The organism is Dyella sp. PARNA 12/25 (assembly GCF_055702865.1).
This window is the reverse complement of sequence record NZ_JBVQCI010000004.1, coordinates 65,896-91,862: the sequence shown is the minus strand read 5'-3', so window position 1 is coordinate 91,862 and position 25,967 is coordinate 65,896. Positions and strand designations below refer to the sequence as shown.

The 25,967-nt window shown below is 60.0% G+C and carries 26 protein-coding genes; 11 read left to right on the top strand and 15 right to left on the bottom strand.

Annotated features, from left to right (window positions below):
- Window positions 1-14: 14 nt before the first annotated feature.
- Window positions 15-920, top strand: coding sequence for a LysR family transcriptional regulator (locus AC0GUR_RS10720; RefSeq protein WP_472877468.1), 906 nt, complete (start codon window positions 15-17; stop codon window positions 918-920).
- 69 nt (window positions 921-989) lie between these two features.
- Here AC0GUR_RS10720 and AC0GUR_RS10715 read toward each other — a convergent pair whose 3' ends face one another.
- Window positions 990-1,787 carry a M48 family metallopeptidase gene (locus tag AC0GUR_RS10715; RefSeq protein ID WP_472877467.1) on the bottom strand — a complete coding sequence of 266 codons (798 nt, stop codon included), beginning with the start codon at window positions 1,785-1,787 and terminating at the stop codon, window positions 990-992.
- 190 nt (window positions 1,788-1,977) lie between these two features.
- Here AC0GUR_RS10715 and AC0GUR_RS10710 point away from each other — a divergent pair, with 190 nt between their 5' ends.
- Window positions 1,978-2,886, top strand: a complete 909-nt coding sequence (locus tag AC0GUR_RS10710; RefSeq protein ID WP_472877466.1) for a LysR family transcriptional regulator — start codon at window positions 1,978-1,980, stop codon at window positions 2,884-2,886.
- Here AC0GUR_RS10710 and AC0GUR_RS10705 read toward each other — a convergent pair.
- On the bottom strand, window positions 2,854-3,591 hold the full coding sequence (locus AC0GUR_RS10705; RefSeq protein WP_472877465.1) for an SDR family oxidoreductase: 738 nt from the start codon (window positions 3,589-3,591) through the stop codon (window positions 2,854-2,856). The two genes, AC0GUR_RS10710 and AC0GUR_RS10705, sit on opposite strands and share 33 nt — an antisense overlap.
- A 236-nt stretch (window positions 3,592-3,827) precedes the next feature.
- Here AC0GUR_RS10705 and AC0GUR_RS10700 point away from each other — a divergent pair, with 236 nt between their 5' ends.
- A complete protein-coding gene (locus AC0GUR_RS10700) occupies window positions 3,828-4,049 on the top strand; it encodes a hypothetical protein (RefSeq protein WP_472877464.1) in 222 nt (73 codons plus the stop codon).
- A 60-nt stretch (window positions 4,050-4,109) separates the two neighbouring features.
- Here the strand turns inward: AC0GUR_RS10700 and AC0GUR_RS10695 are convergent, their stop codons facing one another.
- Window positions 4,110-4,520 carry a hypothetical protein gene (locus tag AC0GUR_RS10695; RefSeq protein ID WP_472877463.1) on the bottom strand — a complete coding sequence of 137 codons (411 nt, stop codon included), beginning with the start codon at window positions 4,518-4,520 and terminating at the stop codon, window positions 4,110-4,112.
- A 254-nt stretch (window positions 4,521-4,774) separates the two neighbouring features.
- On the opposite strand from AC0GUR_RS10695, the gene AC0GUR_RS10690 reads away from it, so the two are divergent.
- The 6 genes from AC0GUR_RS10690 (at window position 4,775) to AC0GUR_RS10665 (ending at window position 9,277) form a co-directional block, all read left to right on the top strand.
- On the top strand, window positions 4,775-5,755 hold the full coding sequence (locus AC0GUR_RS10690) for an MBL fold metallo-hydrolase (RefSeq protein ID WP_472877462.1): 981 nt from the start codon (window positions 4,775-4,777) through the stop codon (window positions 5,753-5,755).
- A gap of 379 nt (window positions 5,756-6,134) precedes the next feature.
- Window positions 6,135-6,353 carry a hypothetical protein gene (locus tag AC0GUR_RS10685; RefSeq protein WP_472877461.1) on the top strand — a complete coding sequence of 73 codons (219 nt, stop codon included), beginning with the start codon at window positions 6,135-6,137 and terminating at the stop codon, window positions 6,351-6,353.
- Window positions 6,354-6,361: 8 nt separating this feature from the next.
- The gene (locus tag AC0GUR_RS10680; protein WP_472877460.1) at window positions 6,362-7,324 is read left to right on the top strand and encodes an MbnB/TglH/ChrH family RiPP precursor modification enzyme; all 963 of its coding nucleotides are present in this window, start codon (window positions 6,362-6,364) and stop codon (window positions 7,322-7,324) included.
- Window positions 7,311-8,000 carry a hypothetical protein gene (locus tag AC0GUR_RS10675; protein WP_472877459.1) on the top strand — a complete coding sequence of 230 codons (690 nt, stop codon included), beginning with the start codon at window positions 7,311-7,313 and terminating at the stop codon, window positions 7,998-8,000. Before AC0GUR_RS10680 ends, AC0GUR_RS10675 begins: the two co-directional genes overlap by 14 nt.
- 173 nt (window positions 8,001-8,173) lie before the next feature.
- Window positions 8,174-8,338, top strand: coding sequence for a hypothetical protein (locus AC0GUR_RS10670; protein WP_472877458.1), 165 nt, complete (start codon window positions 8,174-8,176; stop codon window positions 8,336-8,338).
- An 87-nt stretch (window positions 8,339-8,425) separates the two neighbouring features.
- On the top strand, window positions 8,426-9,277 hold the full coding sequence (locus AC0GUR_RS10665; RefSeq protein WP_472877457.1) for a PhzF family phenazine biosynthesis protein: 852 nt from the start codon (window positions 8,426-8,428) through the stop codon (window positions 9,275-9,277).
- A 52-nt stretch (window positions 9,278-9,329) separates the two neighbouring features.
- Here AC0GUR_RS10665 and AC0GUR_RS10660 read toward each other — a convergent pair whose 3' ends face one another.
- From AC0GUR_RS10660 to AC0GUR_RS10605, 12 genes are all read right to left on the bottom strand, one after another.
- The gene (locus tag AC0GUR_RS10660; RefSeq protein WP_472877456.1) at window positions 9,330-9,569 is read right to left on the bottom strand and encodes a hypothetical protein; all 240 of its coding nucleotides are present in this window, start codon (window positions 9,567-9,569) and stop codon (window positions 9,330-9,332) included.
- A gap of 203 nt (window positions 9,570-9,772) precedes the next feature.
- Complete coding sequence (locus AC0GUR_RS10655; RefSeq protein WP_472877455.1) at window positions 9,773-12,034, bottom strand: winged helix-turn-helix domain-containing tetratricopeptide repeat protein; 2,262 nt, start codon at window positions 12,032-12,034, stop codon at window positions 9,773-9,775.
- A 222-nt stretch (window positions 12,035-12,256) separates the two neighbouring features.
- On the bottom strand, window positions 12,257-12,892 hold the full coding sequence (locus AC0GUR_RS10650) for a dihydrofolate reductase family protein (protein WP_472877454.1): 636 nt from the start codon (window positions 12,890-12,892) through the stop codon (window positions 12,257-12,259).
- A gap of 239 nt (window positions 12,893-13,131) precedes the next feature.
- Window positions 13,132-14,799 carry an eCIS core domain-containing protein gene (locus AC0GUR_RS10645; protein WP_472877453.1) on the bottom strand — a complete coding sequence of 556 codons (1,668 nt, stop codon included), beginning with the start codon at window positions 14,797-14,799 and terminating at the stop codon, window positions 13,132-13,134.
- A 1,644-nt stretch (window positions 14,800-16,443) separates the two neighbouring features.
- On the bottom strand, window positions 16,444-16,887 hold the full coding sequence (locus tag AC0GUR_RS10640) for a hypothetical protein (protein WP_472877452.1): 444 nt from the start codon (window positions 16,885-16,887) through the stop codon (window positions 16,444-16,446).
- A gap of 99 nt (window positions 16,888-16,986) precedes the next feature.
- Complete coding sequence (locus AC0GUR_RS10635) at window positions 16,987-17,307, bottom strand: hypothetical protein (protein ID WP_472877451.1); 321 nt, start codon at window positions 17,305-17,307, stop codon at window positions 16,987-16,989.
- Between the two features lie 70 nt (window positions 17,308-17,377).
- Window positions 17,378-17,749, bottom strand: a complete 372-nt coding sequence (locus AC0GUR_RS10630; RefSeq protein ID WP_472877450.1) for a hypothetical protein — start codon at window positions 17,747-17,749, stop codon at window positions 17,378-17,380.
- 708 nt (window positions 17,750-18,457) lie between these two features.
- Window positions 18,458-18,682 carry a hypothetical protein gene (locus AC0GUR_RS10625; protein ID WP_472877449.1) on the bottom strand — a complete coding sequence of 75 codons (225 nt, stop codon included), beginning with the start codon at window positions 18,680-18,682 and terminating at the stop codon, window positions 18,458-18,460.
- Between the two features lie 204 nt (window positions 18,683-18,886).
- Window positions 18,887-19,174 carry a hypothetical protein gene (locus tag AC0GUR_RS10620; protein ID WP_472877448.1) on the bottom strand — a complete coding sequence of 96 codons (288 nt, stop codon included), beginning with the start codon at window positions 19,172-19,174 and terminating at the stop codon, window positions 18,887-18,889.
- A gap of 101 nt (window positions 19,175-19,275) precedes the next feature.
- The gene (locus AC0GUR_RS10615; RefSeq protein ID WP_472877447.1) at window positions 19,276-19,527 is read right to left on the bottom strand and encodes a hypothetical protein; all 252 of its coding nucleotides are present in this window, start codon (window positions 19,525-19,527) and stop codon (window positions 19,276-19,278) included.
- A gap of 190 nt (window positions 19,528-19,717) precedes the next feature.
- On the bottom strand, window positions 19,718-20,137 hold the full coding sequence (locus tag AC0GUR_RS10610) for a DUF1801 domain-containing protein (RefSeq protein WP_472877446.1): 420 nt from the start codon (window positions 20,135-20,137) through the stop codon (window positions 19,718-19,720).
- 234 nt (window positions 20,138-20,371) lie between these two features.
- Entirely contained in the window at window positions 20,372-22,888 is a 2,517-nt protein-coding gene (locus tag AC0GUR_RS10605; RefSeq protein ID WP_472877445.1) for a bifunctional diguanylate cyclase/phosphodiesterase, read from the bottom strand.
- A gap of 298 nt (window positions 22,889-23,186) precedes the next feature.
- Here AC0GUR_RS10605 and AC0GUR_RS10600 point away from each other — a divergent pair, with 298 nt between their 5' ends.
- Together AC0GUR_RS10600 and AC0GUR_RS10595 are read left to right on the top strand one after the other, a co-directional pair.
- Window positions 23,187-25,529, top strand: coding sequence for a SpoIIE family protein phosphatase (locus AC0GUR_RS10600; protein WP_472877444.1), 2,343 nt, complete (start codon window positions 23,187-23,189; stop codon window positions 25,527-25,529).
- Window positions 25,507-25,899: an STAS domain-containing protein gene (locus AC0GUR_RS10595; RefSeq protein WP_472877443.1), complete on the top strand. Its 393-nt coding sequence runs from the start codon at window positions 25,507-25,509 to the stop codon at window positions 25,897-25,899. Before AC0GUR_RS10600 ends, AC0GUR_RS10595 begins: the two co-directional genes overlap by 23 nt.
- Window positions 25,900-25,967 lie beyond the last annotated feature (68 nt).

Below are 25,967 nucleotides of genomic sequence, written 5' to 3'. Positions count from 1 at the left end.
TAGGAATTTCGGACATGAGCGCCTTTACCCTGCACGACCTCCAATGCTTCGATGCCGTGGTCAAGGAAGGCGGCTTTCAAGCCGCCGCACAGCGAATGAACCGCTCGCACCCGGCGGTGTTTGCCGCTGTCGCCAAGCTCGAGCGGCAGCTGGGGTTCGTGTTGTTGGAGCGTGGCGGCTACCGGGTACAACTCACCGCAGCCGGCCTGTCCTTTCATCGCCGCGCACAATCGCTTCTACGCGAACTGGAAGGCCTGCACGCTCACACCGCACAACTGGCCATGGGAGCGGAAAGTGAACTGCGAGTAGTGATTGGGGACATGTGCCCATTGCAACAGACGTTGCGCCTGCTAGGCAGTTTCTTTGCACAGCACCCCAGCACTCGACTGCATCTCCATTTCGAGGCAGTCACGGGCCCGTGGGAACGCCTCTTCAATGACGACGCCGACCTGATCTTCCATCGCGTGGACAAGCACGATGCGCGGATTGAATGGGTGGACCTGTGCCCGGTGCCGTTCATACCCGTAGCGGCACCGGGCTTTCTGTCATTTCGCACGACGCGTTCGATACGGCGCGAGCAATTGAGCGAGTACACGCAATGCATCATGCGTGACACGGCGCAAAGCCCGGAGGCACGCGACTATTTTGTGGTGGATGGCGCGCCGCAATGCACGGTCGCCGATCAACTCATGAAGAAGGAAGTCATCCTGCAGGGCATGGCCTGGGGGCACCTGCCTCGCTTCCTCATCGAGAAGGAGCTGCGGAAAGGTAGCCTGATATCCCTCGCAGGCCGATACCTGCCTGGCAGCGTGGAAGAACTGGTGGCTGCGCGTCGCCAGGATCGTCCACACGGGCCAGTGGCGAACCAACTCTGGCAGCTTATCCAGGAGCACGCCGCGCAATGGCGTACGGCTCCTTAGCGATCAGCGTTCTGGGCCTCAGCTTCAATCCCCAACCCAACCATCAATGCATGCCTGTTGATTACCGCTTTACATGATGCAGTCAGGTTTATGCCCAGTCGCTTGCGCGTTCTCATAGACAGGCATCAGTGCCTGCGCCTGCTGACCCAATACTTGCGCGCGATTTCCCGGCGCCGGATGCGTCGAGAGAAATGCCGGTGGCTTGGCGCCACCTTGGTCCGCCATCTTCTGCCATAGCGTCGCGGCAGCGCGCGGATCGAAGCCGGCTTGTGCCATATATCGCTGCCCCAGGGTGTCTGCCTCGCTTTCCTGGGTGCGCGAGAATGGCAGCAGGATGCCTACTTCAGCGCCGAGACCCAGCGCAGCGGCCGCATAGCCCGCGTCGGTGCCACGGCTTCCAGCGTAGATGGTTCCTGCGGCAACAGCAGCCTGGGCTGCCATGTTGTCGGAGAGGCGCTCGGCACCATGCCGTGCCACCACATGCGACAGCTCATGCCCCAGCACGACGGCAAGCTGGTCCTGGTCCGTGGCGACTTTGAACATGCCTTTGTTGACGCCGATACGTCCACCAGGCAAAGCAAATGCGTTGGCGCTGTCGTCGTCGACAATCTGCACCTCCCACGCCTGGGTGTTCCAAGGCGTGGGCAGCACGCCAATCAGAGCGTCGGCAACGCAGGTGGCGTAGGTGCGCTCGCGTGGCATATCCACGAACTTGCCTTGCTTACGCATGTCGTTGAACGACGACAAGCCAAGCTGACTCATGTGATTGTCGGACACCATCATCAACTGCGAGCGCCCGGTAGGCGACGTAGCGCAGCCCGCCAGTGTCAGGACGGCGAGAAGAACAGGCAACGAGCGCGCTTTCATGAAGTTCCTTCCTTGGTGATGCTGTTGTTCTCGTACGATCATACGGCGACGATAAGACGAACGAAGCAAGAAAAGCCAATGCCTTGAGCAAGCGCCCATTGATCACGATATCGCGGCAAACGAACGACACGGCCGCGTTGATGAGGATCCTGTGCGAGCATGGGCCTGAGTCCCCGGAGATGACCTAGCCATGCAGCCTCGACATCTACGCACCTTTGTGGCGGTCGCTTCCACGCTGAGCTTTACGCGGGCAGGCGAGAAGGTGCATCTGGCTCAATCCAGCGTGACCGAACAGATCCGCTTGCTGGAAACCGAGCTGGACGCAACGCTGTTTGACCGGTCCGGCCGCAAGCTGAGGCTGACTGAGGCGGGCCATCGACTGCTGGAGTATGCAGATCGCTTGCTGGAGCTGGACCGCGAAGCACGCCGTGCCGTTGCCGGTACCTCGGTGGCAGGCGGTGAGCTTTCGCTCGGCGCACTCGAGACCTTGAGCGCTCACTGGTTGTCGGCACCCCTTGAGCGTTTGCGGCAAGCGCGGCCTGGCGTGACCTTGAAGGTCGAAGTGGCAGGCACCGGCGATCTGCTTGCTCGCGTCCGTCGCGGCGACCTGGACGCATGCGTGGTCTTTGATGCCGAGCCGGAGCCCGGCCTTGCCAGCATCGTCGTCGATAGGTCCGAGCTGGTGGTCGTCGCACCTGCGCACCATCACTGGAAAAAACAGAGGACCATCTGCCCCGCCGATCTCAGCGGTGAACCCTTGCTGGTGACCGCAAAAGGATGCACTTATCGACGCATCTTTGATCAGGCGACCCTGGGTGGCAGTGAAGTCGCGCCGAACATCGTCGGCGAGTTCGAGAGCCTCGCAGCCATCTGCGCCATGGTGGCACAGGGTGCAGGCTGCGCCCTGATGCCTCGCATGGCGGTTCCCATTCGGGATAAGCGCATCTTGATGCGCCCCTGGCATGGCACCAAACGTTCCGCAGCCATCCATGTGCTGCGGCGCCAGCAGGCGATACCCACGCCGGCGCTGCAGACCTTCATGGAGGTGCTGGGTGACACCGAGGCCTCACACGAGACGATGACCCCCATCGACGTGTAGCACGGTGCCGGTAGCGAAGCCGTTGCGCATCAGAAACTGAATTGCCTGCGCAATATCGGCGGGCTGCCCGACGCGCCCTACCGGCAAACGTTGCGCCATCGCCTCAAGCATCTCGGCTTTCTTGTCGCCCGCGACCGCCGCCCAGATTGGTGAATCCACCCAACCGGGTGACACCACATTCACGCGTATCGGCGCGAGTTCAATGGCCAATGCATACGCCAACGACGCCAGCGCGCCGTTGACGGCGGCAACGACGGAACCCCGCGCGGCAGGCCGATAAGCCGCGATGCCGGACGTGAAAGTGATGGAGCCGTGGCTGGATAATGAAGATGCACCGTACTTCGCCAACAGCAATGGACCCAACAGCTTGGAATCGATCGCGCGGCGAATCGCCGGCAGCTCGAGCTCAGGTAACAAACGGTAGACGCCGTCGAGCGTCGCTGCGGTGGTCACGATGTGATCGAGCGGCCCTACTTGTGCAAATAGCTCGACCACCTCGTCTTCCTTAGTGATATCCGCCATGACGGTCGAAAGTTGCGAACTCGGTGGTAGTTGGCGGCGGGCCTCATCGAGACGCTCTTGCGTGCGCCCCGCAATGGTCACCCTTGCCCCGTCGGCAAGCAGCGTCGCAGCCAATGACAGGCCCATACCCGAACTTCCGCCCACGATAAGCACGTGCTCCGAGGCCTTCTGGGTGTCTTGCATGGCAGATCTCCTTGATGGGAGCGACGTTGTAATCCATCGGCACCCCAACAAAGAAACGGGAATTTTCGATACACGGCATCGGCAAAACCGATGGATGACCTGCGATCGCCTGAGCGGCCTGGCTGACGAGAACCATGCCACGGTAAGCAAAAAGAAGGCTACGCCTGCTCAGATCGCCTCCACTGAGGCATCGACCACCTGATGTTTACCTCACCAACATACAAGGAGAACACGCGATGGATGAGCAGCAAGCAATCAACGAAGCGTTTCAGGACAGCATCAGGGATCTCTACAACACGCTCACCATGGGCATCGAGATGGCCAAGGGCGACCTGCAGCTTGAGGCGGACGCCAAGGCCAAGTTTGTTATCGGCATGGTGTTCGCGAGGCGCGTTTACGCCATGGCGTGCGAAGTGATTGGCAAGCCGGCAGTCCCGGCGGGCGTGCAATCGACCTGATCGAATGGGATTGGGAATGCTTGCCTTGCCGCGAGCATGAAAGCCGACCCCGCTTCGCCCTTACTCTCGCGCCAACAGGAAGCGGCTTATCCTTCGCCTCAATTCCCTGTCGTCGGTTTCCCTGGCTTCATCGTCCGCCTCGATGGCGTACTGACGCGCCAGCGCCACGTCACCTTTGCTCTTGTAGCGCTCTGCCAGTGCAAACCGTATCGACACGCGGTATTCACGCGCTTCATCACCCCCGGAAAGATCCAGCGCACGCAGATAAAGCGGAATGGCGGCGTCATCATCCAGCGTGAAATCCGCGAGGGTTTCCCACAGGAACGGATGGTTATAACCGCCAAGACTTTGCGCTACACAATAGTCATTGAAGGCGTTGTAGTTGACTCGATAGCTTTCCGGCTCGTCTTCGCGGGCAAGCAGCGTCGCAAACTCTTTCACCCGCTCCCAAACATCAGTCTTAGGTTCCATTCGCTTTACTCCACACCCATGTCAAAGCACTTCTGAAAGCGGACGGACATCACACGTTGTCAGCAAACGTGCGCTTGAAATCCTTCGCAGCATAACCATGTCGCACGTCACCTGACGGCCTGCGACCAAACCTGTCGTTAGCTCGATCATCAAACGCGGGGTCAACGGCAGGACAGGGATCCAATGGATAGTAACAAGCGGCGATCGCGTCAGGTATCCGCAAGTCAGTCACCTCATACAGCAAGGAACAGATGATGAAGACAAGGCAAGCATTCGCGCACGCGGCTCTGGCAGCCGCTCTGATCTTTGGCGGCGCGATGATGGCGGCGTCACCGGATATCGCTCACGCGGCGGCGCCGATGGTGAAGACTTCGGCACCCGGGTATTACCGCATGATGCTGGGCGATTTCGAGGTGACGTCGCTCTCGGATGGCACGCTGGTGCTACCGATTGAGAAGCTGCTTTCGAACACGACCCCCAACAAGATCCATCAGGCCCTGGATGCGGTGTACAAGCCGCAACCCTATGAGATGACCTTCAACGCATTTCTCATCAACACCGGCAGCAAGCTGGTGTTGATCGACACGGGTGCGGGCCACTCGCTTGGGCCCACCCTGGGCGAACTGGCCGATCGCCTGAAAGCGGCTGGCTATCAGCCTGAGCAGGTCGATGAGATCTATATCACCCACATGCACCCGGACCATATCGGCGGCTTGACGGTGGATGGCAAGCGGATGTTTCCCAATGCGGTAGTGCGTGCCGACCAACGCGAAGCGGACTACTGGCTGAGCAAGGCGAACAGGGAGAAGGCGCCGGCGGATCTGAAGGAACGCTTTGACGGCGCCGCCGCGATGCTCGGTCCGTATATGCAAGCTGATCGCTTCAAGCCGTTCCAGGGCGACACGGATCTGGTGCCCGGCATTCGCGCCGTCAATCTTATTGGCCACACACCTGGCCACACCTCCTACGTGGTGGAAAGCAAGGGCCAGAAAATGATTGTCTGGGGCGATACGGTGCACGTGGCGGAGCTGCAGATCCCCCATCCGGATGTGCGCATGAGCTTCGACACGGATGTGCAGCTTGCGGAAAAAGCACGCCAGCAACTGCTGGCTGATGCCGACGCGCATGGCTACCTCATTGCCGCCGCGCACGTATCGTTCCCGGGCCTTGGCCACATCCGCAAAGCGGGCGCTGGCTATCAGTGGATTCCGGTGAGCTATAGCGAAATACATTGACGTTACCTGGCCGCCAACCGGCAACCGCTGTGTTTGGGTTGCATGGATGGCGGCGCTGATCGCACGTGGGCTCCCGTCATCGGAGCCCACGTGCAAAAGACCTCAAAACTGCATGCATCAAGCGGACCCATTGCGCTTCGCGAATCACGGCTCTCGGCGTAAGCGCTTTCCTACGCCGTAGAGCCGTGCTCATCTTTAGCGAATGACAGATCGCATTGCGACGGGCGCTGCGTACAATCTGCCCGTGATGCGCCACAGCGCGCCTGGTGCCCTCCCACCCCGCACCGAACCATCTCTCCAGAGTTCATCGACCTGCCCGCACCTACCGGCAGTGCGGACAGCGCTGCGCCATCGCCGGACTCTTCCTTAGGAGCGAACCATGAACGCACACTCTTCCCGTTCCCAGCATGCCACGGTGATGCTGGATCCACGCGGCCAGACCAGCGAACGCGTGCACGCGGTCGTTGATGAGATCTTCAAAGTCAGCGGATGCCTGCACTGTGGTCGGCTGGCCATCCTGCATGTCGACTTCGTGTCCGACCCGGCACCCGACTTCTCGAAGAACGGCGCCACGTCGGTGCAGCTGCAAGGCTTCTAGGTGTCGCCTTGTCCGTCGTCATGCCATTGCGTGGAGAGGCGTCCCGGTTCGCCGGGGCGCCTCCACGTGCGCTCGGCGTTGGCCTGGGCTACATCATCGGTTTGCCAGCGGAGATCTATACCTCGGACTTGCTGGACTTCGTAGAGCTCACACCTGAGACGCTATGCAGCGAACAACTGACGCCCAGCGGTAGAGCGCTGATGCTTACGCCGGAACGTTACGATCAAGCACGCGCCACGTGCGCTGAGCTTCCGATGGTGGTGCACGGCGTTGAACTGTCCATCGGCTCGGCGCATGGATGGAACCTGCCCTACCTCGATATGTTGGACGACCTGCAGAAGCGTTGGCCATTCCTGTGGCACAGCGAGCATCTCCACTTCCAGACTTACGAGGATGCCAGTGGCAACGACGTACCCACCGGCACGCCACTACCGCTGCCGATGACACAAGAGGCGGCCGATCTGGTGACGATGCGCAGCACAACGCTGCTGCAACGCTACGGCGTGCCGTTTCTGCTGGAGAATCCGGCCCACTACCTCACCGACTTACCCTGTGAACCCGCGATAGCCGACGAGTTCGCGCTGATGAATCGGATCACGGGCGCTTCTGGCTGTGGTCAGTTGCTTGATCTGCACAATCTTTATTGCAATGCCATCAACGGCGGCTTTGATCCCTTTGACGCCGTGGAGCACTTCGCGCTCGAGCGCGTGGTGGAGATTCATGTCGCCGGCGGGCATTGGGATAGCGGCTATTGGACCGACGCCCACGATAGCGCTGTGCCTGACGTGGTCTGGGATCTTCTGGAGCACACACTGCCCCGCTGCCCAAATGTTGGCGGCGTGGTGTTTGAGCTGCTCGAGCCGTACGCGATACAGCTGGGCATTGGCAAGATTGCCCGCAACCTGGAACGCGCGCGCGATATCTGGCTGCGCCACCACGCGCCGCAAGAGAGGATTTATGCGGCTTCGTGATTTCCAGGCGACCCTTGGCAAGGCCCTATCCGAGTCATCAACGCCCGATGCAAAAGGCGGTGAGCGTCCATCGGAAGGACGCGCATCACTGGATGCGTTGCTGGCGAGCACGGGCTTCGCCTTTACCCGCTGCATACAACGGTCATGGTGCGAGGGGCGGGTCAGCCTGCTCGCGAAACACACACTCTCTGCACTGCCACTCAAGCGACGCAAAGTGCTGATCGACGCCTGGGTGGATCGAGGCGGCGGCCGCGGCGCGTTTGGTGCGGAGGAAGCAATCGCGTTCCTGCAATTCATTGCCAACGACCTGCGGCACGACCCTGCAGCGTTGTATTGGTGCCGCATCGAGCAAGCCATCTATCGCGCCGTCCTGGGGCGGGAAATGTTTGTGCCCACGGCATGGCCTGACAACCACGCGATGCTGTTAGGTCACGCAGAGCACGCCACCCTTGTGACACACCCCAGTGGCTGGCCATTCAACGAGCCCCCGCTATTGTTCGCCCCTGGCTTACCCAACCTGGTTCGCGAGGCCATGCCCGTGGAATGCTTGTTGTGGGAGGAGCTCGCAACTGCAAGACCGGTATGCGTGTTCTCAAACACGCCGCACGAGGCGACGCTCAAGATCATGCTGGTCGAAGGGATTTTTACCCTCACGGAAGTGCCAACGCGGCATTGAGCACAGAAGCCAACTGGCCGTCCAACGAAAAAACTTGCGCACCGTCAATGCCTGGATGTGGCTACGAGCATTTTGCCGCATGCGCCTCCTTGCCGCACAAGGCTGATCCAGCCAGCTGTCAGACTTCCCATCCCCATCCAGAGCCTTCGCGCGGGCTATCCCCCGAGCGCCACATGACCATGAAAAAACTGAAGCTGAAGAAACCGACCGGAACGACGGTCGCGCTGATCTTCCTGTCACTGCTCGGCATCACCATCTACGGCTCCATCGCCTATGGTTTGGCCTCCCAATTCGGCAAGGCTCCGGGCGTCGTGCACGGCATCACTGCGGACGACTGACGGCCGATCTGCCGAACCGGGCAACCGGCCCTTGCATCCTTCGGGTACGATTTTCTGCCTTTGTGGCGATCACCCGAGGAGTTCGCTGTGTTCCGTTGTCCGTTCAAGCAAGTGGACGTGTTTTCCGACCAGCCCTTCAAGGGCAACCCGGTCGCAGTTGTCCTGGATGCCGATGACATCTCCGAAGTACAGATGGCGGCCATCGCGCGCTGGACGAACCTCAGCGAAACGACCTTCGTGCTCGCACCGGTGGATCCCAGCGCCGACTATCGAGTCCGCATCTTCTCGACCCTGCATGAGCTACCGTTCGCCGGACACCCTACCCTGGGAACCTGTCACGCGTGGCTCGAAGCCGGTGGCAAACCCAAGGGCGAAGAGATCATTCAAGAGTGCGGCGTCGGCCTGGTGCGCATAAGACGGGAGACGGGCCGGCTTGCATTCACGGCACCACCACTGTTGCGCTCGGGCCGGGTAGAAGCAGCACAGGTGATGATCATCTGCCACGCGCTGGGCGTGGACACGGATGATGTGCTGGATGCGCAATGGGTGGATAACGGTGCCGGCTGGCTTGCCTTGCGCCTATCGAGCCCTGACGTCGTTCTTCGCGCAAAGCCCGATTTAGCCCAGCTTGGGGACACCCCCGTCGGGATTTTTGCGCGATGGCCAGCGAGCCAGGAGCACGACAGTGCGGCGTTCGAACTGCGCGCCTTTATCGCTGGCGACGCCATGCCTGAAGACCCAGTCACTGGTAGCCTCGCTGCCGGTCTGGCGCAATGGCTCAACAGCGATCAGCTTGCGCCTGACCACTATGTGATCCATCAAGGCCGAGTGCTGGGACGCGCCGGAACCATTCACGTGAATGCCGGTGGCCGCGATATCTGGATCGGCGGAAATGCCTTGACGCTCGTTGATGGGGTACTCGGCAACGTGAGCGTCTAGCGCCGAAAACCAACACCCAACCGGCGTACCGAATTCAGAGAGTCTCCGACGCTTATTGGTAACTCTGGCGCACGTTGTCAGTCAGCTTCTTGAGTGCGTTGGCATCCCACCATTGGCCGTGCGCCATCACACCCATGGGCGTACGGAGTGTGCGAAGCGTGTCGAGTGGATTGTCCGCAGAGAGGATCGGGTCGGCGCGATAGCCCGGCGCGACCATGCCCAACGGATCACCACCTTTGGTGCGCGCGATGAAAGCCTCAGGGTTTCGTGTCGAAGCAGACAGCGCGAACATGCTTACGATCGACTGATCACCGATACCCGTCGCGCCAGCGCATGGCAGACTGATCTTGGTGCGGACTCACGACGCCGTACTCTGCATGGGATACAGACCTCACGATTCGTCGCGCTCGCGACGACCAACAAGGGATGCCGAACCCTCGGCCGAACAGGCCCGAAGAAGCGCGTGCCATCGAATCGAATGACGTAAACGGCGGACTAGCTGCTGCTGGGGTACTTCTGCAGCAACGCCTTGAAATGTGGATCGGCGCGGAGCGGGTCCCATACCGGATCGACCCGGAGTAAGGCACTCGAAATGACGCCACCCGCAGGCATCGACAACACGCGGTCGAGCAGGGCAATAGCTTGATCAGGCTGGCCGACCTGCACATAGAGCAGCGCCTGGTGCTCGAGCATATCCGCTCCAGTGATCGCGTCCTCGGCGACCGGCATCAAGGCAACGGCACGCTCGCCTTCAGCGACAGCCTCCGACTTTCGCCCAAGCCCGGCATAGGCATACCCGAGTGCGAGATGCAGGTCAGCGTCATCTGGCCGCTCAATCAGGGCCGTGCGAGTGCTTTCCGCCACTTCGGTAAACGCTGCGGTTGCTTTAGCCGTCTCGCCCGCCTCCTGCAGGGCCCACGCCACAAATAAGCGTCGGGGCAAAGCGATATTGTCCGCATCGTCCCAATTCTCCCGTTTGTCCGCGGCAGCTATCTTGGCGGCGCCGGCATAGTCGTGCGCCAACGTGCGGTCAAAATAGATGCCCATGATATTGCCGGCATAAGCGTCCGTACCCGGTTTGATGGCCGCAACCATCGCGCGAAACGGCGCCGTATCGCCCTTCCACATCAGCTCGTTGAAGACTTGTGACACGCGCTCGCCGTTCGGGTTTCGACTCACTGCAAGGGCAGCGGCGTAGGCCCGGTCGGCGTCTGCGTAACGGCGCATGCTCTGGTAAGTGACGCCGAGTTGGTTGAACGCAAATTCACTGTGTGGATCCAGCACCGTGGCCTCGCGGAACATCGACATCGCTTCATCCCAACGACCTTGTCGCCGGGCGATCGCAGCGATAAGTAGCTCGACCGTGGCGCTGCTTGGCAAGGCCTGCCGCGCCAACGCCAACTGCGTGGTTGCTCCGGCATAGTCCCTGTGCCCCCAGTAGTCGTACAACCCCAGCGCGTAATGCCCCTGACCGAGATTCGGCTGCAGCGCCAAGGCGTGATCGGCGGCGGCCTTCGCTTCATCCAACCGCGTGTTGGTGCGATCGGGTGCAAAGAAGTACATATGCATATGGGCGCGCGCCAGGCCGGCCGCGGCCAATGCGAAGTTCGGATCCTTGGCCAGGGCCTGTTGATACAGTGATATGGCCGTGGGCAGCTCGGACGATGACATCGATGGATCATCGTAGGCGCGATTGGCATGCGCGCCGGCTTGCAGGTACAGGTCGTAGGCGACAGCGTTACGGGTCGGCACGCTGTCGATTCGCGCGGTCTCGGCCGATGTCAGCTCCACCTTCAGCGCCTCTGCGACGTTCTGCGCGACTTCGCCTTCCACATTGAAAACGTTATCCAGCGTGCGCGTATAGGCTTTGGCCCAAAGATGGTTTCCACTGTTTGCATCGATCAGCTGCACATTGACCAACACCTGATCACCGGCCTTCTGCACCGTGCCCTCCAGCAGCGTCGCGACGCCCAGTTGTCGCGCGATGGATTTCACGTCTTCAGGATGGCTCGGGTACCGCTCGGTCGAGGTGCGGGAAATGACCTTGAGTCCGCCGATGCCCACCAGCTCGGTCAGAATCATGTCCTGCATGCCGCTGGCGAAGTAGGCGTTGTTCTCGTCAGTACTGAGACTCTCGAATGGCAGCACCGCTATGGATTTGAGATCGACCACCGGCACCGTTTCCGCAGGGTGCCGCCCGAACTGATGCCAACCGAGCAGCGCGGCCGCCACCACGAACAATCCCGAGATCACGGCTGCAAAGAGTGGTCTTTTGAACCAAGGCATCTCACCGGGTCGCGAGGGTGTTGTCGGTTTCGCAACCGCCGCCACCGGTAGCGCCGTGACATTTCTGGGGAGGGTCGGCACGAATGTGGGTTCGGTGCCCGCCAACGCGCCGCCCGTCATCAACTCTTCACGCGACCGACCGAATCGCACCTCGGCATCAAGGCGAAAGCCGACCCCATGCACGGTATGCAAGTAACGGCTTTCTTCGCCGCTCTCGCCAAGCGCGTGACGCAAAACCGCGATGATGCGGCTAAGTACAGCGGGCGTGACGTGGTTATGCCCCCAGACCACATCGAGAATCTCGTCACGGCTCAAGACGCGGCCTGGCTCCCGTGCCAACAGCACGAGTACGGCGAACGCCTTGCGCTCCAGCCCGACCTCCTCGCCATCAACAAACAGGCGATGGCCCAGGGTGTCGATCTGGACCGTATCGAACGCAATCCACGCAGCAGAGGCAGACTCTGCAGCCATTTGTTCGACCTCCCTTGCCGTTCCCGTTCAGGTTACACCAAGTTTGGGGTGTGACTCGGCATAGCCCAAGTGTGGATTCTGTTATGCGCCGAAAAACATTTCAGTGCCATCCGAATCAGAATCTGGTGTTGCAACCCTTAACGCTCGCTCTGCTCGGATCTGTAAGGTCCACCACAGGTCCGAAGCGGGCATTCCAACCTTACTGACCATGCCTGGCAAGGACTACGCCGGTCGGTAAACCTGCGCGACGGTACCCCGTGGAAATGTTGTGGAACTCACTAGCTTGAAGATTCTAGGTGCTGACAAGCCGGCAAACAGCGGCAAACCCTTGCCAAGCGCAACCGGGTGCACCAGCAAGACGTACTGGTCGACCAAGTCTGAGGCGACGAGGCTGCGTGCGAAGCTGGCTCCGCCATGGGCAACGATAGGCTTGCCTGGCTGGGCCTTGAGCTTCGAAATTTCCTCGCGCAACTCTCCATGGGCGACATGGGCTTGTGCCCAGCTTTCGGCGCCAGGTTGCAGCGTACCGCGTTGCTCGCGCCCAGCATGGGCACGGGCATCACTCAGCGCGGCCGTGGTGTTGGTCCCCGTGAGCGTCGATGTACCTTGCCTAGAGAACACCGCCTTGGGAATTTCGTTCATCGGCGCCGCGAACACATCCGTGGACGTCGGCCAGTAGGCGGCCATGTCTTGAAAGGTGCGGCTGCCCATAATGTGCAGACTCGCGTCCCAGATGGTGTTGACGACCCATTGCGCCGCCTTGTCATCGCGAGTATCGAATATCCATTGGATTCCACCATCCGGGCCGGCCACAAAGCCATCGATGGATATGGACATCTTCAAGATCAACTCCCTCATCGTGCTCCTCCCGGCAGCGGTGCTTACAAAGACGACGAATCAGCTTGATCCATTTCGACAATGGCCGTGCTTGGAAGGCCGCTGGAGAGTAGGAAAGGGGCACTCCCGACATCATCCCAACCCTGGCCCTGACGGGCCACCTTTCGAAGCGTCTCGTGCTCGAAAACTCAGCTGTTTCGTGCCGCCCGATGCCGGAGTCCCCCGTCAACGGCAGCACGTGCGACGTGACCCGACGGAAGCTACTTTCCGCGGTGGAAGTGCACCACGGCGTAGCGATCTGCGGCGCGTTTTGACTCGTCCGTGGTGTCCGTTGCCTTGGTGGAACCGAAGCTGACCAGTCCGTTGTGATCGACGCAAGCGCCTGCCAGCCATTCTGATTCGGGATCGGCAACGCGAGCCAACGGCACGTTCAGCTGCTGCCGCAGCCACTCGGCGCGACGCAATCCAAGATCACAGTTGTAATCAGCGGTCCCCTCGATGGAGGCGGCTCCCAAGATGGAAATCTTCAATTGCGCATCAGCGGTCAGCGCTTTTTCAACTTGCGCCTTGAGGGTCTTGAGATCGCCACTTACTAAAACTCCTCCGTCGTTCCCCGCGCCGTGCGCCGGGCGATCCTTGGCGAAGAAAAACTTGGCGTCGGATGGTGGCGGCGGAATGACGGGCTTGTCGGCGGGCTTATCAGCAGGTTTGTTCTCTGGCGGATTCGTAGTCTCCTTGGTGGGGCCGGTGCACTTCTGTTGATCGTCCGTTTTCTTGGGAACCTCAACGGGCGACTTCACCTCCTCGGGCACCTTCACTTCCACTCTTTCCGGAGGCGGCGCTGGCTTGCGCTTCACCGCGTCCCAGGCGATCTGGAATCCGACGCTTACCTGCCACGTGAGAGCCCCGGCATAGCGATCATCCGTCGGTCCTTTTGACCACGCCCCGCCGCCAGCCAGGGACGCCACGCCTTGCAACTTCAGCGGCCCCATCGGCACGATATCCTGCGTGACCTGCGCGCCGCCCAGCAGACTGAACTGTTTGCCGACTAGAGCGGGGTCACTGGACGAAGTGGAGGCAAATCCACCCTGACCGAACAAGGCGACTTGCGTGCTGCCGGTGTTGATAATGAGATACGAAGGCTGCAGCGCTCCAGACCACTGGTTTCCGGGAGCCGTCGCACTGCTATGCCACTTCATGATTCGTCCGTACTGGCCAACCAGCGCCAGTTCAAATCCCCTGCTGTTGGGAGCGCTGTGGAATTGGACGTTCGCGGCAAGTTGTGCGCCCAGCATCCAGGGCGGCGGCGCGGGTATGGTGTAGAAGCGCGAGTACTGAAGCAGACCCTCCGCCTGCAGCGTGAGCCACGGCGTGGGCTCGGGCGCTTCTTTCTTTGCTTCGCCTTTGTCGTCTCCGGCCTTTGCGCCCTGATCGCCCGGCTTTGGATCGCGCTGAAGGGTAACGACACCATGGGTGGGCGGCACCCGCACGTGCTCACCGGCCATCACCCTTTCTGAAGCATGGCGCGCGGTCGTCTCTTGCGAGGACTGTGCATCGCCAATAGGCAAATGCAGAGGAATACCGTTCGGTGCGGGGTGTTGCGCAACATGCGCCAGTTCATGGCAAAGCGTGTGCGCATCGCTGTCATGGCCCATGACAACGTGTTCGCCAACGGTGTAGCCGCGTGCAGCGACGTCATCCGCGGAGCGTGCACTTTGCGAATCATCGTGAATGCGGACGCGACTGAAATCGAAACCGAACGCGGCACCAAACTTCTGCTGCGAGTCGGTGTCGAGCGAGCGGCCCGGAGCGGCAAGCGTTTCATGCACCGAGCGTGGAGCGAAGCTTCGCATCAACGCTGCGTCGCGCTTCGATTGATCGGGCTTTGACTCGGGTCTGGCAAAAGATCCCATGCCTGCCTCCTGCACCGCCGCGGCTCGACCTCTGCATGCTGGGCGTCGGTCAACCCGCCAAGTGTCGAATCAACGGCGTGAATATAAAGCAATCATCGGCAGCCAGGCAATTTGGCGATAACCAAGCAAATGGGGCGAGTGGTAATTTCGCTCGCGTGTTCCCTGACAGAAGCACGTTGATCCTTTATCGCAGTTGCGATCTTGTCACCCGTTCCGCCCCTCGCGATTCTCGACTGAACCACTGTGAAGCGTCCGCAACGGATCGGAAGCGGACGCTATCTACTATTGAACAAACCGTCCGCTAGGACACGACCGTATTCGTCATCGCGGTAGCCTGGGCACCGCCGTCTCAACTCGTCAATGAGTGGCGCATAAGCCTTTGGCGGCTACTCGTTCTGGTCGGAGACGTGATCCCCGCGCCCTTCCCGAACCTCCAACGCAAGCGGGCATCCAGCCTCTGCAGGCCGTTCGGCCATCATCACAAGCCTCTCTCCATTGCTCACAGCTTTAGGTCCACTTCGGGTCGGTAGCGGACCTTTTTCACCATCCTGGATCGGGCCTGGACTGCGCCCTGATGGCGACCCACCATGGTTAGGCATCGACGAGCTGCTTGTGAAATCACGACGTGGGGCGTGTATTGCGCATTGGCTTCATAGTCGAGGCCAATCTTCACGAATTTTGCATCGGGGCACAGTTCCTTTGCCAGGCGGTAAAAGTCACGAGCCACGGTCAGTAATTTTCGTTGCTAGCTTCGATCCGTTCAAACATTGTCCTGGCACCATGGATGGCGCTCTCAAATATGGGTTCGCCCAACTCTTTTCGTAAGCCCTCCATGGAAACTTTCAGATCCTTTCGAAACACCTTCTTCTAGTTGAGGCTGAACTTCCGCGACATGAAGTAAGGCGCGCTGTCGCATACCCGCGCGACACGCGCGGGGCGGTCTTCCCCTCCATAAGGAGGGGGGAAGAAGCACGGACGGTAATGCATAGTTCTTGGGTCGTAACTCCCCCCCTGGTAACTCTTTCCATGCACGCCCGTACCATCGTAATCGCCAGCGCCCTCGCGCTGGCATCTCTATCGGCGCACGCCGGCCTGTCCGATGTCACCCCGCTTGGCAAGGGGCGCTACATGATCGGCGGTCGCGCCAACACTGTTTTCGGATCGCCAGGTAAGTTGCAGGCCAAGGCGATGAAGATCGCCAACGCATATTGCGTAGAGAAGAAACCCGGGACCGAGGCCGTGATGGAATCGGCCAGCGGGCAGCGGGCAGCGGGCAGAGCAGGGAGTTGCTGGCATGGGCCAAGGTTGGGCGATTGGCGGCGGCGGCCACTTCGCGGAAGCCGAGGTAGTCTTTACGTGCGAGCCGGCGGATGCCACCTCTACTGCCGCTGCGCAGTGACCTCCTAACGCATTACTCAGTCGCGTGCAGGATGAAAAGAAAACCGCCTTCGCAGGCGGTTTTTTTGTTTTTTGGGCACCCTCAGCGGAAAGGCAACCTTCTGCTGATTCACTCACTGGCTTAGCGGGAAAGAGCATCCGGATCCGGTCGCAGACCAGTTACTCGCCCATCGCGGTTAGCAAGGCCAACTTTCGAATATATGCCTGTTACATGTCGATAGCGGCGATGTCCGCTTCGAGTCGGAAGCGGACGATTCAACGTTAGCAAATATCGTCCTCGGGACGGCAGCGGACGTAGCTGAGCCAGTGCTCGTCGCCCACAAATTCGAATGACAAATTCGAATACTTGCCAACACCTTCTAGCCTGGGCCAACTGAAAACGAAATCGTAGATATAAGTTGGCGAAAGGAAGTACTTCCTATCAGCCATGTCGACTACGGCCGTGATGCGTTCGATTCGTCTTTCCATCCAGCTAAATGCCAGATAGCGATCATCTTCGGTGCAAGCGAAGTTACATCCCCATGCGTAACCCGGCAGGCTAACGCCATCAACGACGATCTCATGGAAAGAATCGCCATGGGGCGGCTCACCCCGATAGAGAACCTCCACCCGATGCTCACCACCGGGCGTGCGAAGCTGAAAGTCTCCCATCCCTCTATGGAGGGACGCGCCTTTCCGAGGAAGTTCCACGCACTCGATTTCCATCTCGAACCTAACCTGTCTCACGTGTGGTTTAGGTCCGCTTCGGGTCGGAAGCGGACATGGCTGTCGATCAGCGATTTCCCAGCCGGCCCTTCGGAACGGTCACGTTATCCGCTCCCAAAGCTCTTGAGCCGTATAAGTGAAGGTCACATCCACGCGCCCGTTTATCGGTGAAGGGATAAGGCGATATTTCACGCACCGCCCCGTGTGACTCCAGTGAACCGAGAACTCCAGCGTTCGTTTGGCAGGTTGATACAGAACGCCAAACACTTCCGGAACCGACTCCCTGTCGGGGTCATCAACGGACACGGTGAAAGATCCGTCCATGGCCGCAACATGGAAAGTGATATCCGAAAAGCCGTCGCAGCACTTCCAACTGCCGACGAAGCGATCCTCATAATCGATAGAGACGACGTTGCTCATTTGAACGATTCCACCTGTGCCACATACCGGATCTCTTATGTTCGCTTCGGGTCGAAAACGGACATGTAGGTTAGTCCGCTAATCCTTGAACATGTCGGAGCTGGTCGTTGGAGAAGTAACTGGGAGTAACAATCTCCAAGGCCGCACCAGCACTCATGGCAATGTGCCGAAGCGAGCCAATCAAGGCAAGAACAGCCGGATCGAGGGTGTGCTCGGTGGCAAGCAAAATCTGTCGCAAGACTCCATTGGCAGGGAATTGCTCGGAAAACCCAAATGATGAGATTTCGTCGACATAGCCCCGAACCTTCCTTTCAACTCGATCGAGGTGATCCGCCGTATTCCGCAAAGGGCCGCTAACCACAATGACAAGGTCGATGCCTCCATCCCTGCGGCGCCCAAGAACATCAATGTTTTCGAGATTTTGGATCGGTGGCTCGCTCATCCATCAAACCCTTGGTGGCGCAGGTGTACTTCTTCGTAAGGTCTGCTATGGGTTGCGGATTCAGTCGGTCGATGCAACACACTATAGACGCCCAAGCGGAAGGAGTGTTGCATCGACCGACTGAATCCGCAGTCGAAAGCGGACACTCCAAGACAGTTTGCGTGATGCTTCCGTTGCCCTCAATGACTGGGACGTCGCCACCAAGATACGAATAGCCAACCACCCGCAATCGCAACCGAAATGCCAATCGTGAGAACGCCATTCAAGCCTAAAGGACGTGCGATTCCTCCAAGCGTGCCTGCATGTTGCAGAACGCTTACTCCGGCATATATACAGAGCGCACACAGGGCCAATACTGGCCATATCTTGGTCTTGCTGGGGTAGACCCAAGCACCAACAGCAACGACACATATGGGCGTTAGCAAGCCGGCAACCGCCCAAGCAAGCAGGTCACTGTCGTTGACCGAGACGGCGTAATCGCTCATCGGCACGCCAAAGGCTTTGAGTATCAATCCATGAACACCCCATGTTTCCCACGCAGCCGGAATAAACGCCAGCCACCGGACAAGCCGTAGGGCCCGCCTAGGAAGCCCAGATTCACGGTGGGATAGGTTTGGCATTGCCTCTCCTTTGGCGGGCCTCTGCTTAAGATCCGATTGAGAAATCGAAGTGTCCGTTTTGGGTCGCAAGCGGACCCTCAGATTTTGGCTATTCAGCCTTGACCACGATCAGGTCCACATCATCACCTAGGCCCTGGAGCCTATCGGAGAGGTGCACATGGCCGAAGCCTTGATTCTCCATCTCGTCCGCCAACTCTGCGAGCACCTTAGCGATTGCCCTGAGTTCGATCGAGCTCGTCAGGATGCTTGCTTCCGAAAGCCGCAAGGGCTGCCTTTGCTGCTCATTCCTTTCTTCGTAACCAAACAGCTTCATGAGTGTCTCGTGAGCAAGCCGATACCCAAGGCCACGAAGCCAATCACAGCCATCAAGATGTACAGAAGTGACCTCAACCGATTAAGGCGCCGAAGGTTCTTAGTTTGCAGCGGAAACCCCATACCCCCTCCCATTGAAGTCTCAATTCGCTCGGCAACGATGTCCGCTTCGGGTCGGAAGCGGACGCATCAACTCGCCCGGCGGCTAGTGACCGAGAAGCGCAACCAGCATGCCCGCGAACAGTAGTAGAGCGGCTGCTCTAGAGTAGAAGTGGCTGCGTCGATCATAACCAGCTGACTTCGCGGCGACAGGAATCTTATCGACTTTATTGAGAAGTAGACGGACGTTCAGGAGAAGGGATATTCCAGCAAGAAGGCCACCGGAAGAGACCAGCGTGCCGGATACCGAATGATGAATCGCCGAACTTATGAGGCCCGCTCCCGCCATAAGCATCACAGCCCAAATCAGCATCCATTTGGCCTTAGTGCTCATGTGCCGCTCCATCCCTCTTGGCTTGAAACCCTACCGGGAAATCGATCATGACAAGGTCCGCTTCGGGTCGGAAGCGGACCTCTCACGCTGTTCAACAACATCTATCCATTTGAGAACCAGCTGCCCATTGCAGACCCAAGCGACACCAGGACGGCCACTAGCAAGGCAAAGGTGTTCAAGGACAAACCTTTCCATGCGCGGATAGCATTGGCTAGCCCGATGCCAGTCGCAATGCCAACACCAACCAAAGGCCTGAACGCGTGGGTATCAAATAAGGCGAACACAAGCATCAGCACGATAACGGTTGCCAATGCGCTCAGGAATGACGTTCCAAAGGAAGTCAGCACTTTCATAGGCACCTCCTTGTACTTGATAGCGTAACTGCACGGTAAGTATCTCAGATCACTACCCGCGAAAGTTCCGCTCTGGGTCGAAGACGGACACCTCAAGCGCCCCTTGGGTATCACTCAAGCGACATCAACGGGAGCCGACGCTCAAGTCGCATCACCGTGGCGATATTGCCGGAAGTGTGGCCCGCCCACCTCATGCCTTCTTGCTTCTCGCCGCTTTCGCTGGGGTGGCTGCCGTCGGCTTTTTCTTAGGCTTCTTTTGGTTGTACTCGATCGCAGCTCTGATCAGCTTTTGCAGGGCGCGGTCATTGACCTTGTCGCCTTCGAGGTAGTCGATGGCTCGCCACGCGTTACCCTCTAGTCCGGCATTGAACAGTTTGTCGGGGTCGTCGAGATGTGCACCGTGATAGAAGGTGACTTTCACCTTGGCCTTGTGGGCATTGGCGACAGCGATGATGCCGTCGCGATACCACACCGGGCTGCCTTTCCATTTCCATTCCTCGACGATGTCCTGATCAGTGGCGAGGATGTTGTTGCGAATGCTGGCTATGGTTTTGCCGCGCCAGTCGGTGAGTTCTGCGATGAGCTGGTCAATGCGCTCTGATGGGTTCATAAGTTCGCTACACCTCGCCTTCAGGTCAGGTCGAATGGCCGCACCCTGCGGGTCGCGGGGTGGCTGCTCTCGCTAGTATTCCCCGAAAAGATCACGGCGTACCAGTCGACCAGGCGTTCCGTCAGGTGCAACGGATCTGCCGTCAGGTCTTTACGCCCAAAGGCATGGGTAAGCACAACGACGGATCCGGCCAGTCGACCGCGCCAATGCCACCGGCGCACGCTGCGGTGGCGCTCAGGCCGCGCCGTAATGAATATTGCCGAAGTAAACCTGGGCCTCACGCGCCGACAATGCGGGCGCGAGGTAGTGCCCTTGCAGCACGTCGCATCCCATCTTTGCAAGCAAGGTGGCCTGCCCTTGCGTTTCCACGCCTTCCGCGGCGACTTCCATGCCGAGCTGGTGGCCGAGCGTAACAATGGTCGTGGATATGGCTACGTCTTTCGCGTCGAGCGGCAGGCCGTTGATGAAGCTCTTGTCGATCTTCAGCTTGTCGATGGGGAACTGGCGGAGATAGGAGAGGCTTGAGTAGCCCGTGCCGAAGTCGTCCAGCGACAGACGCGTCCCAAGGTGTTTGAGGCCGCCGAGCGTATCCCGGGTGCGCGTGACGTCTTCCATCAGCGCGCTTTCCGTCATCTCGATTTCGAGCATCGCGGCGGGAACCCCGTGGCGCTGAAGCATGTCACTTACGCTCTCGACCAGACCAGGTCGCATCAGTTGTTGCGCCGATACGTTGACGGCAACAATGAAGCCGCAATGCCCAAGATCCATCCATGCACGCGTCTGGCGACACGCGGTATCCAACACCCATACGCCGATTTCAGGCATCAGGCCCAGCGCTTCGGCAATGGGGATGAAGCGCGCGGGCGGCAGTGGCCCAAACTGAGTGCAGTTCCAGCGCAGCAAGGCTTCGAAACCGATCAGGCGTAACCCGTTGGCAGTGTGTTGCGGCTGAAAGTAGAGCTCCAGCTCTCGCCGCTTGATGGCGTCCTGCAAGCGGGTGCCGAGCAGCACTCTGTCCTCCAGCTCGACCATCTGCGCTACCGATAATTCGGCAAGTTGGTCGCGACCGTCCCGCTTCGCTTGATTCATCGCAGCTTCGGCCCGGCGAAGCAGATCCTCGGAATTACGCCCGTGATGAGGGTAGTGACTCACGCCGACACTGGCCGTCAACATCAAGCGGTAGTCGGCGCACTCCATCGGGCTGGCCACTACGGCCCGCATGCGTGCGGCAAGATCGCGCGCCACGGTCGGCTCGACATCGGGGATCGCAATAACAAACTGGTCGCCTGCAATGCGCGACATAAAGGCATGTTCGGGCAGCGCCGTCTGAAGCCGAACGGCCAGTCGTCTCAGCACATCATCCGCAGCGATGTGACCAATGGATTCGTTGACCACCTGAAAGCGATCCAGGCCGATCACCATCACCGACAGCAGCGACGGCTCCTCGTGCAACAGGTCGGCGAGGTGATGTTCGAACAGCAGATGATGCTTGAGGCCGGTAATGGCGTCATGGGAGGAGGCATAGGCAAGCTTGTCCTCTACCGCCAGTCGCTGGGTGATGTCACGCGCCACGGCATAGAGCAAGCCATCCGGTGCAGCGAAAGACACCCACTCGAGGATGTGTTCAGTGCCATCCTTGCAGATGCAACGTGTGACAAATTCACGGATCGCTCGCGTAGGGCCATGAAAGGTCGGCCCGCTCCATTCGACGTGCTCGCCCTTCTCTTCCAGAAACAGCTCGCGATAGCTTCGGCTGGTGAGCTCTTGGGCATCGTAACCGGTAAGCCGTTGCAACGAGGGGTTGAACTGGATTAGTCGGTCCGCCACCGGGTCCATGATGCAGAACAGCTCAAGCGACATGTCGAAGAAGCGATCTCTGACACGCAGTCGCTCGATGAGTTTCGCGCTTTCGATGGCGACACCCGCAATGGGCACCATTTGGTCGATGCTTTCGAGTTCGTCCAGGCGTGGTTCGCGTGGCTCGTTGAAATACACGGCGAAGGTGCCCAGTACCCGCCCATCACTGCCAAGCACCGGCGTGGACCAACACGCCCGGAGGCCGTGGGCCAGCGCAAGCGCCTTGTAATCGGCCCAGTAGGGGTGCGTTTCGATGTCGCCGACCACCACACGTTCACGGCGCCACGCTGCCGTACCACATGAGCCTTGCTCGTCGCCGATCTCCAGACCATTCAACAAGGCGCTGTAAGCTCTGGGAAGGTTGGGTGCTGCACCATGAAGCACGTGCCTCCCCTCGTCATCCACCAGCAGGATGGAGCACAACGCGCCGGGGTTGAGCGATTCGTGCAGCCGCGCGATGCGATCCAGGCTTTCCGACAACGGATGCTGGGCCGCCATGCCGACAAGAATGTCGTGTTGCCCCATGGCGAGCTGTTGCGAACGCTTCTGCTCGGTGATGTCCTGGCAGGCCACCAGCACACGCTTTGCATGGCCGTGTTTGTCCACCTGTACGAGCCCGCGATGGCCAAGGATGCGAACGGTGCCATCGGAAAGACTCACCCGCGCGTCGAATTCGAACGGCTTGTGATCGCTGCGCACTTGCCCGAACAACAGTGCTGCGTGCTCCCTATCGTCGGCCTGAAGGCGTGACAGATAGTCTTCGATGGTGGACTCGTATCGGTCGCCCTCCATGCCGTGGATGCGACATAGTTCGGAGGACCAAACGACCCGATGCGAGGGGATATCCCACTCCAGGGTTCCCACATGCGCCATTTCCTGTGCGCGAGTTGCCATGGGCGCTTCGCTGCCCTGTGGGTCGGCATGGTGCATCTCACCAATGTCGCGGCTGCCCATAAGGTGCATGGCCCTCGAAGCAAGACGTCCGGCTAACGCCCGCAGGTTACGCCGCGGGTGGCATGCCACGCAATGCAACAAGGCGGTAACAGTTTGGTGAAATGTGAGGATGGCGTTGACGCCATCACAACCGATGTGCGGATGGATAGACGCCCGTACCAAAACGCCACTGAGACTCTGTTCTCTTGCAGGGTCCTGCGCGGACTAGCTAGATTGTCTTCACTTCAGGGGGAGTCGCATGGTGTTGCGCAGCATTGCTTCACGGCTTGCCCTGGGCGTTCTGGCCGGCACGGCGCTGGTGATCGTCGCTGGCGGCTATCTGCTCTTTCGCGTCATGGGTCATCAGATCCTCGAGCGGAGTCATCGGGAGTCCGCCACGCTGGCACGCGATGCTGGCAACCGCATCGAGCAACGTCTCGACAAGATCATCGATACCACGCAGATGCTCGCCGCTCTGGTTGGTCCACGGCCCGACGATGCGGCGTCACTGATTCACGATGCCGTGCAACACAACCAGGATCTGGCAGGGTTGTCGGCAGCCTATATCCCGCACTCGGCTGCCGCTCTGGCGGCGGGTCAGTCGCCTTTCGTCAGTCGCCGTGACGATGGTTCGCTGGTGACGCGCGACCTGCTGCTGGATCCCGCCCCGTACTGGGATCGCCCATGGTTTCGCACGGGTTTGACCTGCACCACGGGCTGCTGGCAGCAACCGTTTTTCTCTCAGTCCCGGCATCGCAAGCTAGTCAATTATTCGTCGGCCATCATGGTCAATGGCCAGCCGATCGGCGTGCTCAATGCGGACGTGACGCTGGAATGGCTGCAAAGCGTGCTGAAGTCGCTGAACAAGCCACCGGGCACCGAAGCCTTTGTCATCGACCAGCGAGGCACATACCTCGCCAGCGACTATCCCGAGCTGGTCGGCCAACCGACGAGTGCCGATGTGCTTGGCGTACTGAACCAGCCCACTGTCGCCCCCGTGAGGCTGGTGCTGACACGGCACTCGCGCGCCACCGAACCGGTGTGGCTCTATCACGCCCCCATCAAGGGAACCCATTGGCAGTTTGCGATGATGGTGCCCGAGTCCAGCACTTACGCCGGTGTGCGCCAGGCGTTTCTGCTCGCCTTGATTGTCGGTGGGCTTGCGCTGCTGATCCTGACCGTGATGATTTTTGCCATCACCCGCCGCATCATGCAGCCGCTGGGCGTGCTGACGGAGCGCGCCGAGCACGTGGCGCGCGGCGCACTCGATTTCGAGCTGCCTGCGGTGCGGCGGCACGATGAAATTGGCCGACTCACCAGCGCCTTCGACCACATGCGCACCGAGCTGGCCGAGCACATGGCCGAACTGACGCGCGTAGCACGCGAACAGCAACGGCTCGCCAGTGAGTTGGAGATTGCCCAGCAGATCCAGACGGCGCTGCTGCCTGGCGCGCATTACCTGGATGCTCGCTGCAACAACTTCGAGTTGCATGCGGTGCTGAAGCCGGCGCGAACGGTCGGCGGCGATCTGTACAGCTATTTCATGCTGCACGACCAGCGCTTCTACATCATGGTGGGCGATGTGTCAGACAAGGGCATTCCCGCTGCCTTGTTCATGGCGCGTGCGATCACGCTGGCCAAGGCGCTGGCGCCGCGCGCCCAGTCGCCCCAGCAGTTGCTGCAGCTGCTGAATCAGGAGCTATGCCGCAACAACGACGGCTGCATGTTCGTCAGCCTGCTGTGCGGCTTGCTGGATACCGTTACCGGTAACCTTTCATTGGCCAGCGCAGGCCATGAACGGCCGGTGCTATGGGGCCGCCACGCGCCGCGCCTGCTGGAGCTAAGCACTGGCCCTGCGCTGGGCCTGGATGAGGACGCCACCTATCCAGCGCACCGCATCCGCTTGCGCCCCGGCGAAACCCTGCTGATGTATACCGATGGCATCACCGAGGCCACCGACCACAGCATGACCATGTACGGTCAGGAACGCATGCTGGCCTGCCTGACGCAACAGGTTGCCGATGGCGACGAGGCCCCTGTCGACCGCCTGGTGGCCGACGTGGAACATTTTGCGACCGGCCAGCACCAGGCCGACGATATCACTGTGCTTGCACTACGCTGGCATCACGATGGGACGGAAACGGAGGCGTCCATGTTCGACATCACCATCGCCGCTTCCATAACGCATGTGTTCGAGACGCTCGAACGCTGCGACGAGGCGTTGCGCGCAGCGGGTATCGATCCCGATGTGCGCGCGGATGTACGGCTGGTTCTCGAGGAGCTGATGGTCAACATGGTGCAGCATGGCAACGCGACGGCACATGACCGAACCATCGAGCTGCGTCTGACCGCAGCCGACGACGCCATCACCGTCGAGCTGCATCACGACGGCCAACCGTTCGACCCTTTGCTGTCCCCTGCCCCGGTGCTTAGCGGCGACATCGCCGATGCCGATGCCGAGGGTGGTCTGGGGATTCACCTGGTACGCGCCATGGCCAGCGACTTCAATTACGCGCACGACGAGCTGGGCAATCATCTTCAACTGCGTTTCATCTACCCCAATCGGCCGGAGCAGGACCATGACCTTCAGTCTGCACGCTGACCACGTGTCGCCGCAGCGTTCCACCTTGCATCTGCATGGGCGACTCGACGCCGTGACGTTCGGCGAGTTCGATGCCGCGGCGGCGCAGGTGCTACATCAGATGGCTACGGGAAGCACCGTGGTGCTCGAGCTTTCCTCGCTCGAGTACATCAGTAGCGCGGGCTTGCGCAGCATTGCCAAGATCCGCAAGTCGATGCGTTCACGTGAAGGCCAGACCCTGCTGTGCAACCCCCAGCCGCAAGTGCGCAAGGTGTTCGAGATCGTCAAAGCCGTGCCGGTGAGCGATGTCTTTTCCAGCGTGAAGGAACTCGACGAATATCTTGACCGTATTCAGCGGAAGATCGTGGACGGCACTGACGAGGATGACTGACGAGCGCAAGCCTCGCTTCAGCGCCGTGGATCGCTGCGGTGACCTGAATGAACCGGGCCAGGTTGAGC